The organism is Parvibaculum sp. (assembly GCF_049671045.1).
Taxonomy (GTDB): Bacteria; Pseudomonadota; Alphaproteobacteria; order Parvibaculales; family Parvibaculaceae; genus Parvibaculum.
Genome location: NZ_JBATUH010000112.1, coordinates 45,536 through 62,927, shown reverse-complemented (window position 1 = coordinate 62,927; position 17,392 = coordinate 45,536). Strand labels below are relative to the sequence as shown.

Below are 17,392 nucleotides of genomic sequence, written 5' to 3'. Positions count from 1 at the left end.
GGCGCGGGCTCCTCGGTCGGCGCGTCCGTCGCGCCCGCAGGCGCGGGGTTCGCGTCCTCGGGCTCGATGCCGATGGCGGCAAGGCCTGCGTCTGTGGCGACCAGCGTGACGCCGTGGCCGTCGCCGGTCTCGCGCCAGACGGGATCGCCCTTGCGCAGCTCCGCGTCGACCTCTTCGATGAGGCCCTTGGCGAGCATCGCGGCGACCACCTTGGCGGCCGCGCCGCCGCGCAGGGTCTCGGGTAGCGGCAGGGCGATGCGCGTTTCACGTTCCGCCGCGGCCTCGAGGATCAGGGTCTGGGTATTGGAAAGCTGGGTCATTATCGTCTCCATCTCGGGTCGCGCGGGATGTGCGCCCTTCTACGACCCCAAGCCCGCCATGGCGGGCGAGAGGCTTGAGACGTGAGCGTTCAAGCGCGCGCTTCAGCACTGGCGTGCGCCATCAGAACGCGCATCACGCAGGCCCAACGGTGTAGCTGTGCGCCCTGTCAGCGCGCTTCAGCCGGTTGGCTTCGTGCATGGCTTCCAGCGGCGTCAGATGCCCGCTGATCAGTTGCTCGTTTTGAGGGGTAGCGCCGCGTGTCAGGCGGTCGCAGCGATAGACGGCCCAAGGCATGTTCGTTTGCGCGCTCATGATGCGCCCCCGTGCGCGGCCGCGATGGCGAACGCCATGTCGAGGCTTGGCGCGGTCATGGGATCGCCGCTGAGCGTACAGCCATAGACCCAGAAGGTCTCGCCCCACCGATCGCTGCTGCGCCAGATCTCGATCCGGTCATGGGCGAACACCCGGCTCATGGCGCGTGTTCGCCTTCGCGGAAGGCCGCGTCGGTGATGCGCTTGAGGAGCTCGGCGTAGTGGGTGAGCGTTCCGACATGGCCCCAGTTGATCTCGTCGGGGCTGGCGTTGAAGTGCTCGTCGCTCAGGCGTGCGAGCCGGGCAAGCATGGCGTCGATTTCGGCCTTGCGGGCGATGAAGGCGTCGAGGGCCTTGGGTGTGTTCGCGGTCTGGGTCATGGCGGTCTCCTGTATCTGCTGGTGACCCCATACAGGCTCTGATCGCAGCGCTTATCAAGTCGATAAGCACCTGTTCTGGAACAATAATCGGAGCGGACATGCAGGGCATGAGCGAGCGCCAGTACGCCGCCCGGGTGGGCTTCTCACGGGGCGCGATCCAGAAGGCGAAGGCAGCCGAGCGACTGGTCCTCTATCCGGACGGCAGCATCAACGCGGCCGCCAGCGATGCGCGGCGCGCCGAGACGACCGACCCGTCGAAGGTGAGGGGCGACCGTGGCGCCAGTGGCGCCGCGAAAGCGCCCCGAACGAAGCCGCCCGCGCCGAAGCTGAAGCCTGTCCCTGAGGCGGCCCTCTCAGCCGTCGGCGACACGCTGCGCGAACAGGGGCTGGCGGTCCCCGCCGTCGGCGGCGGCACGACCTTCCTGCAGGCGAAGACGGCGAACGAGGTGCTGAAGGCGCAGGAGCGCCGCCTCCGGCTTCAGAAGATGAAGGGCGAACTCATCGATCGTGCACGCGCGACCGCGCTCGTCTTCCGGCTCGCACGCGAGGAGCGGGATTCCTGGGTCAATTGGCCGTCCCGCGCCGCGGCGCTGATGGCGGCGGAGCTCGGAGTGGAGGCGGCCGGGATGCAGAAGGCTCTGGAGATCCATGTACGCGCCCACCTCGACGAACTCGCCGAGGTCCGGCCGGAATTCCGCTGAGCGAGACAATGAGCTGTCCGATGACCTGACCGACTTCGACGGCGTCGCTGATCTCCTGCGCGCCTGGGGCGCCGGGCTCCGGCCCGATCCGGACCTGACTGTCTCGCAATGGGCGGACCGGCACCGGATGCTCTCGGGCCGCGCCTCGGCCGAGCCGGGGCGGTAGGCGAAGAGGGCATCCACCTCCAGGACGCTTCTTTTGTGGACAATGCCCTTTTGTTTCCTTGAACGGCGCCTGCTGACTTTTTGCTTTTCAAAAGCGGATGGAAACTTTCGCCTTCAGCCCGTGATCGCGGCTGTCGGAGGCGAATTCCCCGCGATAGGAAAGCTCGAGCGTCGTCTCCTCGGCGATGAGGAGTTCGACACCGCCGCCGAGAGAGGCGACGTCCTCGGAGAGGGGCGTGCCGCGAACCGAGAAGGTGGTGGCGGGCGAGCTCGCGAAGGCGGCGCGGGAGAGGGGCTCGACATCGCCGAAGACGTGGCGCCATGAGGCGGAGCCGAAAAGGGTGAGGGAGCCGGCCTCGCGCGCGGCGCGCAGACCGAGCTCCGAGGTGCCGGTGGTGTTGCCGGAGGAGGAGATGGAGAGCGCCGACGGCCCGCCTGTCTCGGTGAAGGCTTCCGTCTCGACATGGACGACGGCGAGGCCGGCGAAGGGTGTCAGTGTGACGGATCCCGCCTCCAGATCGACCGAGGCCTCGCCGGATGCCTGGAAGGTATGGGCGCCGTAATCCGCGGAAAGATCGTTGACGACGCTGCCCACGACAACCCTGCGGCGGCTTTCCGCCATCTGGTAGCTGTAGCCGAGCACGGCCTTCAGATCGACGGAACCAAGCTCGGTTCCCGCATAGCCCGCGAGATGGACGTTGTCGCTTTCGCCCGACGAGGAACGCCCCGAGACGTCGAAATCGGAGCGGCTGTAGCCGAGCGCGAAACCGATGCGGCTTGCCTCGCCGATCTCGCGGTCGACGCCGCCGAGGAAGCCCGCCGAATGGCGCTCGATGCCCGCCACCGACGCCGACCCGTCCGTCTCGCCCCAGCCCCGGACGAGTTCTCCCCACAGCGTGTAGCCCTGCGGCGTTTCGTCGCCCGCCGCAGGCGCGTAACCTTCCGCCGCCGCGAAGCCGCGCGGCGCGCCGAAACGCGAAAAGAGGCGGGAGAAGATTGTCCGCCGCACGATCCCGGCGGAACCGGAGAAGACGCCGGTCGAACTGGCATGCGCTTCGCCCGAAAGCGCGTCGAAGGCGGCCTGCGCGTCTTCCTCCGACATGACGATGATCTCGTCATAGAGAGGATTGCCGGCGCCGAGCGCCTCCGTCGCGGCCGCAACGCCCTGCTGGTTCGGCGTCGACGCCACATCCTCGAAGGCCGCCATCTGCGTGAGGGTGAGGAAGACGCTGGTGGCGTCGTAGGAGAGCTCCGGCGTGAGGAAGGCGAAGCCCGCCGTGACGCCGCCGAAGACGCCGCTGATGCCGCCATCGGCTGTGAGGATCGTGTAGGTGGTGGAAGGCGCATAGGAAGCGCCGTCATCGGTGCCGTTCTCCGGCACGACCTCGACGACCGCGCCGCTGTCGATGGTCAGCGCGCCGGCAATATCGATGAAGTCGTTATTGACGCCGGGCGTGTTGCCGCCGTCATTCACCTCGACTTCATAAATCGAGCCTGCGTCGAAGGCGAAGTCACCTGCGACGCTCAGCGTGCCGATCGAATTGCCGGGCGCGACCGTCGCGCCCGCGCCGAGCGTGGTTGCGCCGACCGTGCCGGAGCCGCCGAGGAAGCCGCCCGAGACGAGAAGGCCGCCCGCGAAGGTGCCGTCGACGATGAGGCTGCCCGACAGCACCTCCAGGCCGCCGGTGAAGGCGCCACTGATGCCGGAGAGAACGAGGCTTCCCGCGCCGGACTTCACGATATCGCCATTGCCGGACAGGACGCCCGCATAGGTGCCGTCCGCCGACTGGTCGAAGAGGAGGCTTGCGTTGTTGACGATGTCGCCCTGGAGGCTCGATGTGTCGCCCGCGAGCGTGCCGCCCGAAACCGTGGTGCCGCCGGTGTAGCTGTTCGCGCCGGAGAGGGTGAGCTTGCCCGCGCCCGTCTTCTCGACGGCGCCGGTGCCCGAGACAGCGCCCGCGAAGGTGCCGTCCGCCGCCTGCGCGAAGGCGAGCGATGCATTGTTGACGATGTCGCCGGTGAGGCTTGCCGCGCTGCCTTCGAGCGTACCGCCGCTCACGGTCGTACCGCCGGTGTAGCTGTTCGCGCCGGAGAGGGTGAGCTTGCCCGCGCCGGATTTCTCCATGCTTCCCGTACCGGAGATGGCGCCGCCGAACGTGCCGTCAAATGCCTGCGCAAAGGCGAGCGCCGCATTGTTGACGATGTCGCCGGTGAGGCTTGCCGTGCTGCCTTCGAGCGTGCCGCCCGAAACGGTCGTGCCGCCGGTATAGCTGTTCGCGCCGGTGAGGGTGAGCCTGCCCGTGCCCGTCTTCTCGAGGCCGCCGGTGCCGGAGATCGCACCCGCGAATGTCGTGTCGGTATTGCCGCTGCCGACGCTGAGCGCCGCGCTGCCGAGATCGACGGTGCCGCCGGTGCCGGACAGTGCGGACATGGAAAGATCGAAATCGTTGAGGTCGAGCGTACCGCCATCGACCGTATAGGCGCTGCCGCCGACAAGGGCCGATGCGCCCCCCGCGCGCAGCGTGCCGCCCGAAACGGTGGTGCCGCCCGTATATGTGTTCGCGCCCGTGAGGGTGAAGGTGCCGCTGCCCGTCTTTTCGAGGCTGCCTGTGCCGGCGATCATGCCCGCAAATGCCGTATCCGTGTTGCCGCTGCCGACGCTGAGCGCCGCGCTGCCGAGATCGACCGTGCCGCCAGAGCCCGACAGCGCGGAGATCGCAAGGTCGAAATCATTGAGGTCGAGCGTGCCGCCATTCACCTCGTAAGTGGCATTCGCGGAGAGGCTGCTCGCGCCGCCCGCGCGCAGCATGCCACCTTCGACAACGGTGCTGCCCGACCAGGTGTTGGAACCGGAAAGAATGGTGGTGCCCGCGAGCTGATGCACCTCGCCATTGCCGGTGATGGATGTCGAGAAATCGAGGCCCGTATCCGTGTGGTTGAAGACCAGCCTCCCATCGCCACTGCCGAGCACGACACTGGCCGCGTCCACCGTGCCGGCCGCCACCGCGGCCTCGCCTTCCGCCGCGCCGATGTTGAGGAAGGCCGTCGAGTTCGACGAATTGCCGATGATGACGGAGCCGCTGCCGCCGTTCACGCGCAGCACGCCAGAATCCGACAGGGTGACGGAGCCATAGGCAGAATCGCTGGAGGACTCGCCCGCGATACGCAAGCTTCCCGAAACCGACCAGAGCGAATTTTCGCCGGTGACGGTGGCATAGCCGCTCGAGCCGCTGGCCCGGCCGACATAAGTCAAGGAGCCGCTGTTGACGGTGCCACCGTTTTCGATGGTGAGATAGCCGGTGGAGTTGTAGTCGCCGAGCATGAGGATGTTGGAGGCCGTGAACGAACCGGTGCCCGTGACGGTCATGCTGCCGGTTCCGCGGTTTGCGCCGAGGTAGAAGCAGCAGCCGGCGGTGAGGCTGCCGCCATCGCCGACGGTTATAGCGCCGGTGTTGCCGGAGCCGTAGCCGACCCACGTCCAGTTCTCGCCGAACGCGGCCTGCGAGACGACCGGCTCGACGGGGCCGGTGATATAGGCGTCGTTGCCCGTGTTGGAGGGCACGCCGTTCGACCAGTTCGCCGCATTGTGCCAGTCGGTATCGGCGGCGCCGGTCCAGGAGGTGTCGGCACGCGCGGGCGCGATGGCGGGGGGCGAGAGCGTGGCGGCGACAAGAAGGGCGGCGATACCGGCGCCGGAAAGGAGCTGGCGGCGGCGTCGCCTGTGGACGAGCCGGGGCGTCGCGGGGGCCTCGCGGTGCGCCTTCCATCCGCGGAAGAGGGTGATGGCGAAGGTACGCCTTCTCAGATGTAGTGAGATACGGTTTTCAGCCGTTGCGTTCATCGGTATTGCCCCCAAAACAGCAGATGCAGATGGGGCGCAGTGTCCCGGGAGAGCGCGCTTCGGGACAGATGTACAGGTGTACAGGTGCCATCGGGGCGACGTGGGGCTAAATTCAGGAACCGCATCAGCCCGAGAAAGAAGAGCATCCTTGGCCGGAGACCGCATCATCATAGCCGACGATCATCCAGTGTTCCGGATGGGCATGCGCCACATCCTGACGCGGGCCTGTCCCGGCGCGGCGGTTTGCGAGGCGGGCAGCTTCGAGGAAGTGCTTGCGCTGACGGGCGAGGGCGAGACCCCGGCCATGTTCGTGCTCGACCTGCTGTTTCCGGGCTTCGCGCCGGAAAGTTCCATCGGCACGCTTCGCCGCCGGTTCCCGCGCGCGACCATCGCCATCGTCTCGATGGCGGATGACAGCGAGACCATTGACGTGGTGATGGCGGCAGGCGCCGACGGCTTCGTCGGCAAGTCGGTGCCGCCTGAAGAAATCGCCGAAGCGATCGCCGCAATCCGCAATGGCGAGATCGTGGTGAAGTCGGCGGCAGCGCATCTGCCGACTCCCGGCGGTACGAAAGCGGGCGGCGAAAGCGAGGTGCAGCTTTCCCCGCGCCAGCGCGAAGTACTGCAGCTCGTCGCGGCAGGCCTGACCAACAAGGAGATCGGGCGCGAACTCGGCATCTCGCCGATGACGGCGCGGATGCATGTGTCAGCGCTTCTGCGGACGCTCGGCGTCGCAAGCCGCGCGGCGGCGGCAGGCGTAGCGACGAAATTTCTCTAGACCGTCAGGAGACGGAGACCTCGCCCTCCGGCGCATCGTCACCGAGCGCGAAGCCGGTGAGGAGCGCGCGAAGCTCCGCCGGGTGCGCCGGCTTGCGCAGGAAGGGGATGCCGGAGCCCGCGAGACGCTTCAGCGTCTCCGGCTCGGAGCGGCCGGTGAGAATGGCGGCGGGCACCTCCCATCCCTCCATCTCGCGCAGCCTCGCGATGACATCGAGCCCGTCGAGATCGCCGCCCAGATCGAAATCGCTGACGATGGCGTCGCAACCGGACGCCGCCTCCGGCAGGCCGGCGAACTCGGCCACGTCGCAGCCCCAGCGGCGCAGCAGCGTGGCCGTCGCCGCAAGCACTTCCGCATCGTCGTCAACCACGCAAACGCGAAGCCCCGTCAGGGGATGCTGGCGATGGGCGCGCGGCGGAACGGTGACGGCGGCCGGCGCGACCGGGCGCAGTCCCGAAATGCGCAGCCGCGTACCGCGGCCCGCGGCGGATGCGATCTCCACCTCGAGACCGAGAAGCCCGGCGAGACGGCGCACAATGGCGAGGCCGAGGCCGAGGCCCTCCGCCTTGGGCACACCCCCGCTTTCGGCGCGGTAGAACTCGTCGAAGATGTGTTGCAGGTCCTGCTCGGCGATGCCGGGACCGTTATCGGCAATCTCCAGCGCGGCGCGGTCCCCCTCGCGGCGGGCGACGATCCGCACATTCGATCCGGGCGCATATTTCAGCGCGTTGGAGAGGATGTTCTGGATCATGGTGGAGAGAAGGGCGGGATCGGTATCGACCCAGATATCCGCCGTTTCCATCTCCAGCGTGCCGCCGCTGCCGAGCGCGGCGTCTGCGTTCTGCCGGAGGATGCCGCGCAGAAACACCTCGAGCGCGAAGCGTTCGGACCGGGGTTCGATGCCGCCGACATCGAGACGCGAAATGTCGAGCAGCGACCCGAGAAGACGGCTCACCGACCGGGCGGCATTGTCGATGCTCGTCACATGCTGCCGCGCCTCGGCCTCGAGATCGAGATCGCGCAGGCAGGCGGTGAAGAGCCCTATGGCGTGAATGGGCTGGCGCAGGTCGTGGCTGGCATGAGCGAGAAAACGCGACTTGGAAAGGTTTGCTTCCACCGCCTCGTGCCGCGCGTCTTCCAGTTCGGCGGCCATGTCGGTGATCTCGGCGAGCTTCGCGTCGAGCGAGCGCGTGAGATCGACATTGGCGCGGATGAAACGGAACATGCGGATGGCGAGGATGGAGAGCACGCCCGCATAGAGCATGATCATGCTGAAGACTGTCCCGCCGAAAATGCCCGGATCGTGCAAGACATGCGCAAAGCCGAGCAGCGGCACGGAGGTCCAGAGGCTGACGAAGCAGGAGCGCGGCAGCACATGCTGGGAGGAGACTGCGCCGAGCGCGGTGCCGCCCAGCGCCAGCGAATAGACGAGCATGAGGTGAAACTCGCCCGTCGCCGTGCCGAAGGCCCCGAGCCCCCAGGCGATGCCGACAAGAGCGGTGAGGGCCGTATGGGCGAGGCCGTAGGGGCGAGCTTCGTCGTCATCCACCGGACGGCGATGCGTGTAACGCCATGCGAGAGCGGCCAAGCCCGCGGAAAAGGCGCACATGGCGGCGTACCAGACGAAGGGCCAGACTTCCCCCGGCCGGACATAGACGAGCAGCGCCATCACTGCGGTGACGACGCCGATATGGACGAGCCAGGCCTGGAAGCTCAGATCGAAGAGATAGTCGAGCTGCCATTTCTCGGCGCGGCTCGCGGCACGAAGCTGTTCGACGATCATGCAGCTCCCCCTTTCCCCTCCATCCCCCTGCCCCCAACCTTGTACCAGCCCGCCCGGTCCAAGGTTGGGGCAAGTTCACGACAGCGTACCGTCTACCGCGAAGTGGTCGGTCGACAGCAGGCGCTCCGGCACAATCGGCGGACGGCCCAAACGAGCCGGATAAAGGGCCTCAAACTCCTGCGTCAGGTCGCCCAGCGCCGCGTTCGCAATCGCGCGGATCGTCAGCAACGGATGTTCCGACCGCATCCGCCTCTCAAAATCCACATATGAAAAAAGAGAGCCCGATCACTCATCTCGTCCGCGCATCATCCACCCTCCAGCCGTTCGCCAAGGGCAGTGAATCACGTCAATCCTTGTGCCGCTACCGACTTCTTCAACAGCCTGCTAGGCTGCCACGATGAACCGCCTCCTGCTGCTCGCCATCATCCTGTTGATCATCGCCGGGACTCTGCTCCTGTGGTTGTCGAACAGGTGGATCGAGCCGCGGCTGGAGCGGTCCGGGCGTGCCGCGACAACTTTCCTGATGAAACCCGGCACCGTACCGAGAGAGGCTGACAGCACCGAAATCATTGGGCTGGCCCTTCCGCTGATTGCTGTGGCGCCGTGGCAGCCTGAGGGCCATGCCGCCACGCGGAAGCCTGGTCGATAAGGCGATAGAAGAGCGGAACGAAGATGATGGCCAGGACCGTCGCTCCCAGCATGCCGCCGATCACGCCGGTGCCGATCGAGTGTCGGCTCCCGGCCCCGGCGCCGCTGGCAACCGCCAATGGCACAACGCCAGCGATGAACGCCAGCGACGTCATCACGATCGGCCGGAATCGAAGCCGTGCCGCGTTGACGGCGGCTTCCAAGACAGACTGGCCCTCCAGTCGACCAAGCACTGCGAACTCGACAATCAGGATGGCGTTCTTCGCCGCCAAGCCGATCAGCACCAGCATCCCGATCTGGAAATACAGATCGACAGCGAGGCCGCGCAGCCAGATTGCGAGAACGGCACCGAACACGGCGAACGGCACCGCCGTTATGACTGCCAGCGGCAGCATCCAGCGTTCGTACTGGGCGGCCAAAATCAGGAACACCATGACGATACCGAAAACGAACGCGAGTTGACCGGTGCCGCCCGCCTGCAGTTCCTGATAGGCGGAGCCGATCCAGCCGAGCTGGTAGTCCTTCGACAGGACCTCCGCCGCCACCGCCTGCATGGCGGCGATCGCCTGCCCGGAACTGTATCCCGGTGCCGGGTTGCCCATGATCTTGGCGGACGGGAACACATTGAACCGTTCGATCTGATCCGGCCCGCGGGTCCGTTCCACGTTGACCAGCGACGCCAGCGGGACCATCCGGCCGTCGTCGGAGCGGACAAACACCTCCTTGAGGTCGTTGGGGCTCTCCCGGAACTCCGCTTCCGACTGCACGTTCACCTGATAGTTCCGGCCGAAGAGGGTGAAGTCATTGACATAGAGCGACCCGAACGTGCTCTGCATCGCTTCATAGATGGTGTCCACCGGCACCTTGAGCGCCCGCGCCTTCTCCCGATCCACCAGCATCCGGTAGCGCGGAATCTGGGTCATCAGCGTGGTGCGAACGTCTGCCAGCTCCGGCCGTTTGCTGGCCGCAGACACCAGTTCCTGAGCAGTCGCCTCGATTTCCTTAGGGGACGCTGCGGTACGGCTCTGCAGATAGACCTCGAAGCCGCCGGTGGTGGACATACCGGTGATGGGCGGCGGGTTGAAGGCGATCACATTCGCTTCGGGAATCGTGTCGCTGAAACCCATCACTTGTCTGGCGAACGACTCCGAGTCCTGGCCGGGCCCGGTCCGCTCGTCCCAATCCTTCAACGTGATGAAAGATGCACCGGCGTAGCTCTTAAGGGCCCCGGCGAGCAGGTCGAAGCCGGCAAAGCTGGTCATTCCCTGCACGATGTCTTCGTTGAGCACCTTGCCGGTAAACTCTTCCATGGCCTCCTGTGTCCGACCCAGCGCCGCGGCCGGCGCAAGCTGCGTGACGGCCACCACGTAGCCCTGATCCTCGTTCGGCACCAGGCTGCCGGGCACCCTGCCGAAGAGCAGCACGGTCACGCCGATCAGGCCGACGAACAGCAGCACGCCGAGCACCGCCCGCCGCAGCATGAAGCGAACGCAGGCGAGGTAGCCGCGGGTCACGCTATCGAAAAAGCGGTTGAACCAGCGGAACGGCGGCAGCGGCTCATTGTGAGTCGGCTTGAGCATCAGCGCGCACAATGCTGGCGTCAGCGTCAGGGCGACGATCCCGGAGATGATGACCGACACCGCGATGGTGATCGCGAACTGCCGGTACATCACGCCGCTGAGCCCGCCCAGGAAGCCCACCGGGATGAACACAGCCGAAAGCACCAGCACGATTGCGATGACCGGGCCGGCCACTTCTTCCATGGCCTTGATCGCCGCCATTTTCGGCGGCAGTTTCTCCGTCGTCATCAGCCGCTCGACGTTCTCGATGACGATGATCGCATCGTCGACCACGATGCCGATGGCGAGGATCATGCCGAACAGCGTAAGCAAGTTGACGGAGAAGCCGAGCAGGTACATGCCGGCGAAGGTGCCAATCAGGGAGACCGGGATCGCCAGCAGCGGGATAAGGGAAGCGCGCACGTTCTGCAGGAACAGGAATACCACCACCACTACCAGGATGAGCGCTTCGACGAAGGTCTTGATGACCTCGTCGATGGAGACCTCCACGAACCGGGTGGTGCTGAAGGGAATGGTGTACTCAATGCCCTCGGGGAAGCGCTCCGCCAGCGCTTTCATCTTCTCCTCCACCGCAGCCGTCGTGTCCAGAGCGTTGGCGCCCGGCTGGAGATAGATCGCGACCGGCACGGTCGGCCTGCCGTTGTATGTGGCGGTGAACTCGTAGCGCTGGGCACCGAGTTCGATGCGGGCAACGTCCTTCAGGCGCAGCGCCGAGCCGTCGGGATTCGCGCGTACGATAATCTCCCTGAACTGCTCGGGATCCGAAAGACGGCCCAGTGTGGTCACGCCATAGGTGAAAGCGACGTCCTCGGTAGCCGGCTGACCGCCCATGGAGCCTGCAGCCGCTTGCGTGTTCTGCTCGCGCAGGACGCCCGCGACGTCGCTGGGTGTGAGGCCGAACTCGGCGAGCTTATCCGGCTTCAGCCATATGCGCATGGAGTAGTCAGCCGCGCCGAACAGGCTGGCATCGCCGACACCGGGGATTCGCTTGAGCTCGTCGATGACGTTGAGCAGAGCGTAGTTGCTCATGAACAAACGGTCGTAACGTTCGTCGGGCGACGAGAGGGAGACCAGCGCCAGGATAGAACTGGAGCGCTTCTGCACGGTCACGCCCTGCTGGCGCACCTGCTCCGGCAGCCGCGCCAGCGCTGCCTGCACACGATTGTTGACGTTGATCGTGGCCTGGTCTGGATCGGTGCCGATCTCGAAGTATACCGACAGGCGCATCGAACCGGCATCGGAGCTGGTCGAGCGCATGTAGATCATGTCCTCTACGCCGTTGACCTGCTGCTCGATGGGGGCCGCCACCGTCTCCGCGAGAGTCTCCGCATTGGCACCCGGGTAGGAAGCGGACACCACCACCTCCGGCGGCACGATTTCCGGGTACTGCTCGACCGGCAGCGCCATCATCGCGGCGAGCCCCGCCAGCACGATGACTATCGACAGAACAGTGGCGAATACCGGACGGTCGATGAAGAACTTCGAGATCATCGGCCAGTCCCCGAACTCGTGCCGCCATTTGTGGCGGCTTCGCCGTCCTGGTGGTCAGCGGAATTCGTCGGTGGTATCGGCCGTACCGGCTCACCCGGGCGGACCTTCGCTATGCCGTCGACGACCACGCGCTCACCAGCCTGCAGACCCTGCTCGATCACCTGGTCCTGCGCGACGCTCAGGCCAAGCGCGACCGGCTGCGGCCGGGCGATGTTCTGCTCGTTCAATACGTAGACCACCGGACCTTCCAGCCCCTCGGCGACGGCCTTGGCCGGGATGACAATTGCGTTGGAAAGCTGCAGCCCCTGCACCGAAATCCGCAGAAACTGGCCGGGCAGCAAAACCCCCTGCGGGTTCGGAAATACCGCCCGCGCCTGCACGGTCCCTGTCTGTGGATCGACAAAGGCGGCAGTAAAGTCGACGACGCCCTGCCGCTCATAAACCGAACCATCAGCGAGCCGCACCTGCACCGCCAAGTGCTGGGCGGAAGCAGAGGCTTCTCCTGCCGAATTGAGTTGTCTGCCAAGCGCAATTGCGTCGGCTTCCGGCATCGAGAAAAGCACGTGCATCGGGTCCAGCTGGCGGATCGTGGTCAGCAAAGTGCCGGCTGTCACCAAATTGCCGTTGGATACAGCGCGCAGCCCGGTCACGCCGCTGATAGGTGCGCGCACTTCGGTGTAGCCGAGATCGATGCGCGCCGTGCGCAGCACGGCCTCGGCGTTGGCCACGTCCGCCTTAGCTATTTCCACCGCCGACTGTGCTTGATCGCGCCGACTCTCACTCACCGCCTTTTTTTCATAGAGTTGCGAGGCTCGCTTCCACTGTCGCTGCATCTCGCGTAGTTGGGCCCGGGCGCGATCGAGTTCAGCCTCGGCCTGTTGAACCCGCGCTTCGTATGGGGCCGGATCGATCTGGAACAGCACCGCACCCGCCTTGACGAGGCCGCCTTCCTCATAGCTGCGCTCAAGCAGAATTCCTTCCACTTGGGCGCGAACCTCCACATAGTTTGCAGCCTCGGCGCGTGCAGGATAGGTCCGTTCCAGCGTCACCGTCTGCGACGCGACCGTCATGGCGGTGACTTCCGGGGGCGGCGGTAGAGTGGCGCTCGGTTGATCGGCGCCATCATCGCATGCGGCCAATAGCAGTGAGGCCGCCGCCAGGATCGGCAGAATGCCAGACGTACGAGTTCGCTCCACAGAAGACTCCTTGAACTGGATCGCCGAAATCACCGAATTAGACGCCGCCACCCAGCACATTCTCGGCCCCGCTGGCCGAGAATGTGCTGGGTGGTGATTGTTCTAACCGCTTTCATTCGCTCCAGCATTAATATACATACGCGCACGCATGTAAAGGATTTTTTGTATGGAGGATGTTTGGAGCGGTGGGGTACAACAGCACCAAGCAAGCGGGAGAGTGGATTGAGACGAACGAAAGAAGAGGCTTTGGAGACCCGCGAAAGCATCCTTGATGCTGCCGAGCGGGTGTTTTTCGAACGCGGCGTTTCTCGGACCACGCTCGAGCAGGTTGCGCATGCCGCCGACGTGACGCGAGGTGCGGTCTATTGGCACTTTCAGAACAAGTCGGACCTGTTCAACGCCGTTGTGGAGCGGGTGCGTATGCCGATGGAGAGTGCCTTCTATCAAATCCTTGAGAGCGCGGACACGATCGAGGATCTCGAGCGCCATTGCGCGACCTCCCTTGTCGAAGTCCACAGAAACGAACGGTTGCGGCGCGTATACACGGTTCTGTTACTGAAGTACGAATACACGGAGGATATGGGAAGTCTCATCGATCGAGAACGCGCCGCAAGAGAACACGCGACCAAATCATTGACGCGTTTCTTCAGCATACTGCAAAAGTCAGGACGAATGACCACCGCAAGAGAACCGCGTGCTTTGGCGCTCGCGCTCTACGCCTACATGCTCGGGCTCTATACCGACTATCTGCGCTCGCCTGAGCTATATCGCATGCCGGACGACGCGAGCATACTCACCCGCTATTTCTTCGACCCTCTCAAAGCGGCCCCGGCACGGTGAAAGCCTGTGCGCCTCGCGGTATGGGTTCTCGATCGGTGCAAACGCGACGCCGGGCCACTTGAGGATAATCATCATCCCTTCGGCCTTGCTGCCGGGCGCGTCGCCATCGCGGGCGATGATAGCCGTGGCCTTGTCGGGGACGGGCGCGCGGGCGATGTTCGAGATGCCGAGGCAGGCCCAAACCTCCTGGCCGGTCGCCTGCCAGATCGACAGCGCGGTTTCCACGCCCTCGCAGAGCACCAGCGGTTCGCGCCCCGGCAGGCGCACGGCGGAACGTTCGGCCCAGGAAGTCACGATCAACGACGCGGTCGATGCCCTCGACAATGCCATGAACCGGGCTCTGTCGCTGGCCATGGCCGACGCCAACCAGGCGCTGAGCGTGGATCAGACGAACCGTAACGGCCTGATCGTCCTCACCGGCACGCTGACGGCCTCCCGGACCCTGACACTGCCCGCCAATCATCGCCGACTCGCCATCCGCAATGCGACGAGTGGCGGCCAGGACGTCCGCGCCAGGCATGCGGGCGTCGGTGCGGAGGTCGCCATCGTGCCCGGCGCCACCGTGCTGGTGCAGGGCAATGGCAGCGATCTCTACGGGGTCGGCGGCGGCGCTGGCGCACTGGGTGATCTCACCGACGTCTCCATCGCCGGTGCCGCGAACGGCGACGTGCTCCAGTTCGACGGCGCGCTCTGGGGCGCTGCGGGCGTCGGCATCTTCAACCGCGCCCTGCTGCCGTTCCGGGGCGCGCTGGCGCGCAAGACCATCGACCAGTCGGTCGCGGCGTCGACATGGACCGCCATCCAGTTCGACACGGTCGGCTACGACACGGACGCTTTCCATGCGGTCGGCGCAAACACCCGGCTGACCGTTCCCGTGGGCGTCACCAAGGTCGCGCTCACCGCCAACATCCGCTTCGAGGGCGGCAGCGCCAACTGGACCGCCGTCATCCGCAAGAACGGCAGCGAGATCACCGGTGGCGGCGCGGCTTCCGGCGCATCAGGCTTCACGGACGGGCAGCTCAACCTCGCCAGCGCAGCGGTGCCGGTCGTCGCCGGGGATTATTTCGATGTCGCCGTGTTCCTCTCTGCGGCAAGGACCATCAAGGGTGTTGGCACCATGCGCTGCTGGTTCGCCATTCAGGTGGTCGAAACCCAAGATGCTGCCGACCCGCCGGCCGACCTGACCGGCTTCAGGACGGGCCAACCCGGCGCAGACGAAGTGCTGCTCCGCGTTCCCATCGCTCGCCGCACCCGAATGAAGGTGAACCTGGCCGGCAGTCAGGGCGTCGCGGGAGTGGCGGCCACTGCGCAGACCGATTTCGACATCCGCCGAAACGGCACGAGCTTCGCCACCATGCGCTTTGCGGCCGCCGGAACCACCGCCACCTTCATTGCGGCCAGCGAAACCGTGCTGGAGCCCGGCCAGGTGCTCAGCGTGGTCGCCCCGACGACGCCCGATGCGACCTTGGCCGATATCGGCTTCACGCTCGCCGGCACGCTGGTCGTCTGATCGCCAGACCGAGAGCCAGACCCATGGACCGAAAACGCGACATCGGCAGACTGATCAGCCTGCCAAACGACGAGTTCGAAGCCCTTCTGGAGCGGGCGGCCGCGACCGGCGCGCGCCGCGCCCTGCACGAGGTCGGCCTCGATGGCCAGCATGCCGCCGAGGACATCCGCGATCTGCGCTCGCTGCTGGCCGGGTTTCGGCTGGCCAGGCAAACTGCAGTCCAGACCGCCGTGCGCCTGATCACCACCGGCGTCCTGCTCGCCCTCATGGCCGGCATCGCCATCAAGCTGAAGCTCTTCGGCGGCGGCCCGTAGCCGCGCCCCATCCCTATTCATCAGCCCGCAATGACCCGCCCTCGAGGCGGGTTTTTCGTTTTCGGAGGACCCCATGACCACGACTTTCCACCGTCACTGGCGCGACGTGCCTGAGAGCGCCTGGCGCTGGCCGAACTTCAGCCCGGCCGAGCTTGCTTGCCGCGGCACCGGCAAGCTGCTGATCAACGAACCCGCTCTCGACAAGCTGCAGGCGCTGCGCGACCGGCTGGGCAAGCCCCTGATCATCCGCTCCGCCTATCGCAGCCCCGAGCACAATCGCGCGGTGGGCGGAGCCAAGGCGTCGAAGCACATGGATGGCGCCGCCTTCGACATCGCCATGGCGAACCACGATCCCGTAGCCTTCGAGGCCGCCGCCCGAGCCGTCGGCTTTCTCGGTTTTGGCTTCTACCCGCGGTCCGGATTCATGCACATCGACCTTGGCCCCGCGCGCCAGTGGGGCGAGCGCTTTCCGGTGAGGGCGACCGCCTTTGCAGCCGAGATGCCGCCCGCGCGCGAAGTGCTGGCCGACAGCCGCACCATGAAGGGCGGCGGCGCGGCCGGTGTGGCGACGCTCGGCGCAGCCGGGGTCGAGGTCGCGCAGAGCGTGTTGGCCGAGACACAATCCGCCATCCTGCCGCTCGTGCCCTATCTCGACACGCTGCGCTTTGTGTTCATCGCCGTCGCTCTCGGGGGGATCGCGGTCACGATCTACGCCCGGCTCGACGACTGGAAGCGGGGGCGGCGATGATCGGCGCTCTGTTCACCGGGATCGCCGCCGCTCCGTGGATGCGGGCGGCCCTGCGCTACGGCGCCATCGCACTTGCGGTGCTCCTGTTCCTGCTCGCGCTGCGGCGCTCCGGCGAGCGCGCTGGCCGCCTCGCCGAACGCCTCGAAACCTCGGAGAAGACCAATGACGTCCAACGCCAGATGCTCGACGCTGCGGCTCGCCGTTCTCGTGATCACGACGATCTCGCTGACCGCCTGCGCGACGGTCGCTTCTGATCTTCGCATCACGACCATCTGCCCACCCGTTGTCGAGTATAGCCGCGAGTTCCAGGCGCGCGCAGCCGACGAGCTCGATCTGTTGCCGGAGGGGTCGGCTCTCGCCGAAATGCTCTCCGACTATAGCGTCATGCGTGATCAGGCTCGGGCGTGCTCGCGGCCTTGAGAAAACGCTTGAAGTTTCGGCCATTTTGGCCACAAATAAGACAAACAAGCTACTTCAGGCGGGACATGCAAACGCTATCGGCCAGAGACGCGAAATACAACTTCGGTCGGCTGATCGACACGGCCCGCGCCGAGCCCGTGACGGTCGAAAAACATGGGCGGGCCGTCGTTGTGGTGATCGCCGTCGAGGAATACGAGCGACTGAAGGCAATCGAATCGGCGGACAGTGCCAAAGCGCGCGGTTCAATCGAAAGGCAATAACGCGGCGGGGGCTCAAAGTGACTGTCAAACTGCTGGAGCGCCCGAGGCTGAGAAATCACCAGCTTGCAAACTTTCAGATTATGACTGCGAAGCTGACACCCCGCT

At 65.8% G+C, this 17,392-nt stretch carries 16 protein-coding genes and 2 pseudogenes; 8 read left to right on the top strand and 10 right to left on the bottom strand.

Annotated features, from left to right (window positions below):
• From WBG82_RS13145 to WBG82_RS13130, 4 genes and pseudogenes are all read right to left on the bottom strand, one after another.
• Positions 1-320, bottom strand: a pseudogene (locus WBG82_RS13145) (hypothetical protein); the annotation flags it as partial.
• Positions 321-453: 133 nt separating this feature from the next.
• Entirely contained in the window at positions 454-633 is a 180-nt protein-coding gene (locus WBG82_RS13140) for a hypothetical protein (protein WP_424424964.1), read from the bottom strand.
• Complete coding sequence (locus WBG82_RS13135; protein WP_424424963.1) at positions 630-794, bottom strand: hypothetical protein; 165 nt, start codon at positions 792-794, stop codon at positions 630-632. The genes WBG82_RS13140 and WBG82_RS13135 overlap by 4 nt, the downstream gene beginning before the upstream one ends.
• Positions 791-1,012: a hypothetical protein gene (locus tag WBG82_RS13130; protein ID WP_424424962.1), complete on the bottom strand. Its 222-nt coding sequence runs from the start codon at positions 1,010-1,012 to the stop codon at positions 791-793. The genes WBG82_RS13135 and WBG82_RS13130 overlap by 4 nt, the downstream gene beginning before the upstream one ends.
• Before the next feature lie 98 nt (positions 1,013-1,110).
• Here WBG82_RS13130 and WBG82_RS13125 point away from each other — a divergent pair, with 98 nt between their 5' ends.
• Positions 1,111-1,713, top strand: coding sequence for a hypothetical protein (locus WBG82_RS13125; RefSeq protein ID WP_424424961.1), 603 nt, complete (start codon positions 1,111-1,113; stop codon positions 1,711-1,713).
• A 253-nt stretch (positions 1,714-1,966) separates the two neighbouring features.
• Here WBG82_RS13125 and WBG82_RS13120 read toward each other — a convergent pair whose 3' ends face one another.
• Positions 1,967-5,719, bottom strand: coding sequence for an autotransporter domain-containing protein (locus WBG82_RS13120; protein WP_424424960.1), 3,753 nt, complete (start codon positions 5,717-5,719; stop codon positions 1,967-1,969).
• Between the two features lie 148 nt (positions 5,720-5,867).
• Here WBG82_RS13120 and WBG82_RS13115 point away from each other — a divergent pair, with 148 nt between their 5' ends.
• A complete protein-coding gene (locus WBG82_RS13115; RefSeq protein WP_424424959.1) occupies positions 5,868-6,497 on the top strand; it encodes a LuxR C-terminal-related transcriptional regulator in 630 nt (209 codons plus the stop codon).
• Positions 6,498-6,501: 4 nt separating this feature from the next.
• Here WBG82_RS13115 and WBG82_RS13110 read toward each other — a convergent pair whose 3' ends face one another.
• The 4 genes and pseudogenes from WBG82_RS13110 to WBG82_RS13095 form a co-directional block, all read right to left on the bottom strand.
• A complete protein-coding gene (locus WBG82_RS13110) occupies positions 6,502-8,280 on the bottom strand; it encodes a hybrid sensor histidine kinase/response regulator (protein ID WP_424424958.1) in 1,779 nt (592 codons plus the stop codon).
• 114 nt (positions 8,281-8,394) lie between these two features.
• Positions 8,395-8,526 (bottom strand): annotated as a pseudogene (locus WBG82_RS13105) (IS5/IS1182 family transposase); the annotation flags it as partial.
• Positions 8,527-8,846: 320 nt separating this feature from the next.
• Positions 8,847-11,996 (bottom strand): efflux RND transporter permease subunit, encoded by a 3,150-nt coding sequence (locus tag WBG82_RS13100; RefSeq protein WP_424424966.1) that lies wholly within the window; start codon positions 11,994-11,996, stop codon positions 8,847-8,849.
• The gene (locus WBG82_RS13095; protein WP_424424957.1) at positions 11,996-13,228 is read right to left on the bottom strand and encodes an efflux RND transporter periplasmic adaptor subunit; all 1,233 of its coding nucleotides are present in this window, start codon (positions 13,226-13,228) and stop codon (positions 11,996-11,998) included. The genes WBG82_RS13100 and WBG82_RS13095 overlap by 1 nt, the downstream gene beginning before the upstream one ends.
• A 189-nt stretch (positions 13,229-13,417) precedes the next feature.
• Here WBG82_RS13095 and WBG82_RS13090 point away from each other — a divergent pair, with 189 nt between their 5' ends.
• On the top strand, positions 13,418-14,035 hold the full coding sequence (locus WBG82_RS13090; protein ID WP_424424956.1) for a TetR family transcriptional regulator: 618 nt from the start codon (positions 13,418-13,420) through the stop codon (positions 14,033-14,035).
• Here the strand turns inward: WBG82_RS13090 and WBG82_RS13085 are convergent.
• Entirely contained in the window at positions 13,958-14,260 is a 303-nt protein-coding gene (locus WBG82_RS13085) for a toprim domain-containing protein (RefSeq protein WP_424424965.1), read from the bottom strand. The two genes, WBG82_RS13090 and WBG82_RS13085, sit on opposite strands and share 78 nt — an antisense overlap.
• Here WBG82_RS13085 and WBG82_RS13080 point away from each other — a divergent pair.
• The 5 genes from WBG82_RS13080 to WBG82_RS13060 all read left to right on the top strand — a co-directional run bounded on the left by WBG82_RS13080 (position 14,190) and on the right by WBG82_RS13060 (position 17,287).
• A complete protein-coding gene (locus WBG82_RS13080; protein WP_424424967.1) occupies positions 14,190-15,545 on the top strand; it encodes a hypothetical protein in 1,356 nt (451 codons plus the stop codon). The genes WBG82_RS13085 and WBG82_RS13080 overlap by 71 nt on opposite strands.
• 23 nt (positions 15,546-15,568) lie before the next feature.
• The gene (locus tag WBG82_RS13075; protein WP_424424955.1) at positions 15,569-15,859 is read left to right on the top strand and encodes a DUF6127 family protein; all 291 of its coding nucleotides are present in this window, start codon (positions 15,569-15,571) and stop codon (positions 15,857-15,859) included.
• 73 nt (positions 15,860-15,932) lie between these two features.
• A complete protein-coding gene (locus WBG82_RS13070) occupies positions 15,933-16,607 on the top strand; it encodes a YcbK family protein (RefSeq protein ID WP_424424954.1) in 675 nt (224 codons plus the stop codon).
• Positions 16,604-16,861 (top strand): hypothetical protein, encoded by a 258-nt coding sequence (locus WBG82_RS13065; RefSeq protein WP_424424953.1) that lies wholly within the window; start codon positions 16,604-16,606, stop codon positions 16,859-16,861. Before WBG82_RS13070 ends, WBG82_RS13065 begins: the two co-directional genes overlap by 4 nt.
• A gap of 231 nt (positions 16,862-17,092) precedes the next feature.
• The gene (locus WBG82_RS13060) at positions 17,093-17,287 is read left to right on the top strand and encodes a type II toxin-antitoxin system Phd/YefM family antitoxin (protein ID WP_050475404.1); all 195 of its coding nucleotides are present in this window, start codon (positions 17,093-17,095) and stop codon (positions 17,285-17,287) included.
• The last annotated feature ends 105 nt before the right edge of the window (positions 17,288-17,392 follow it).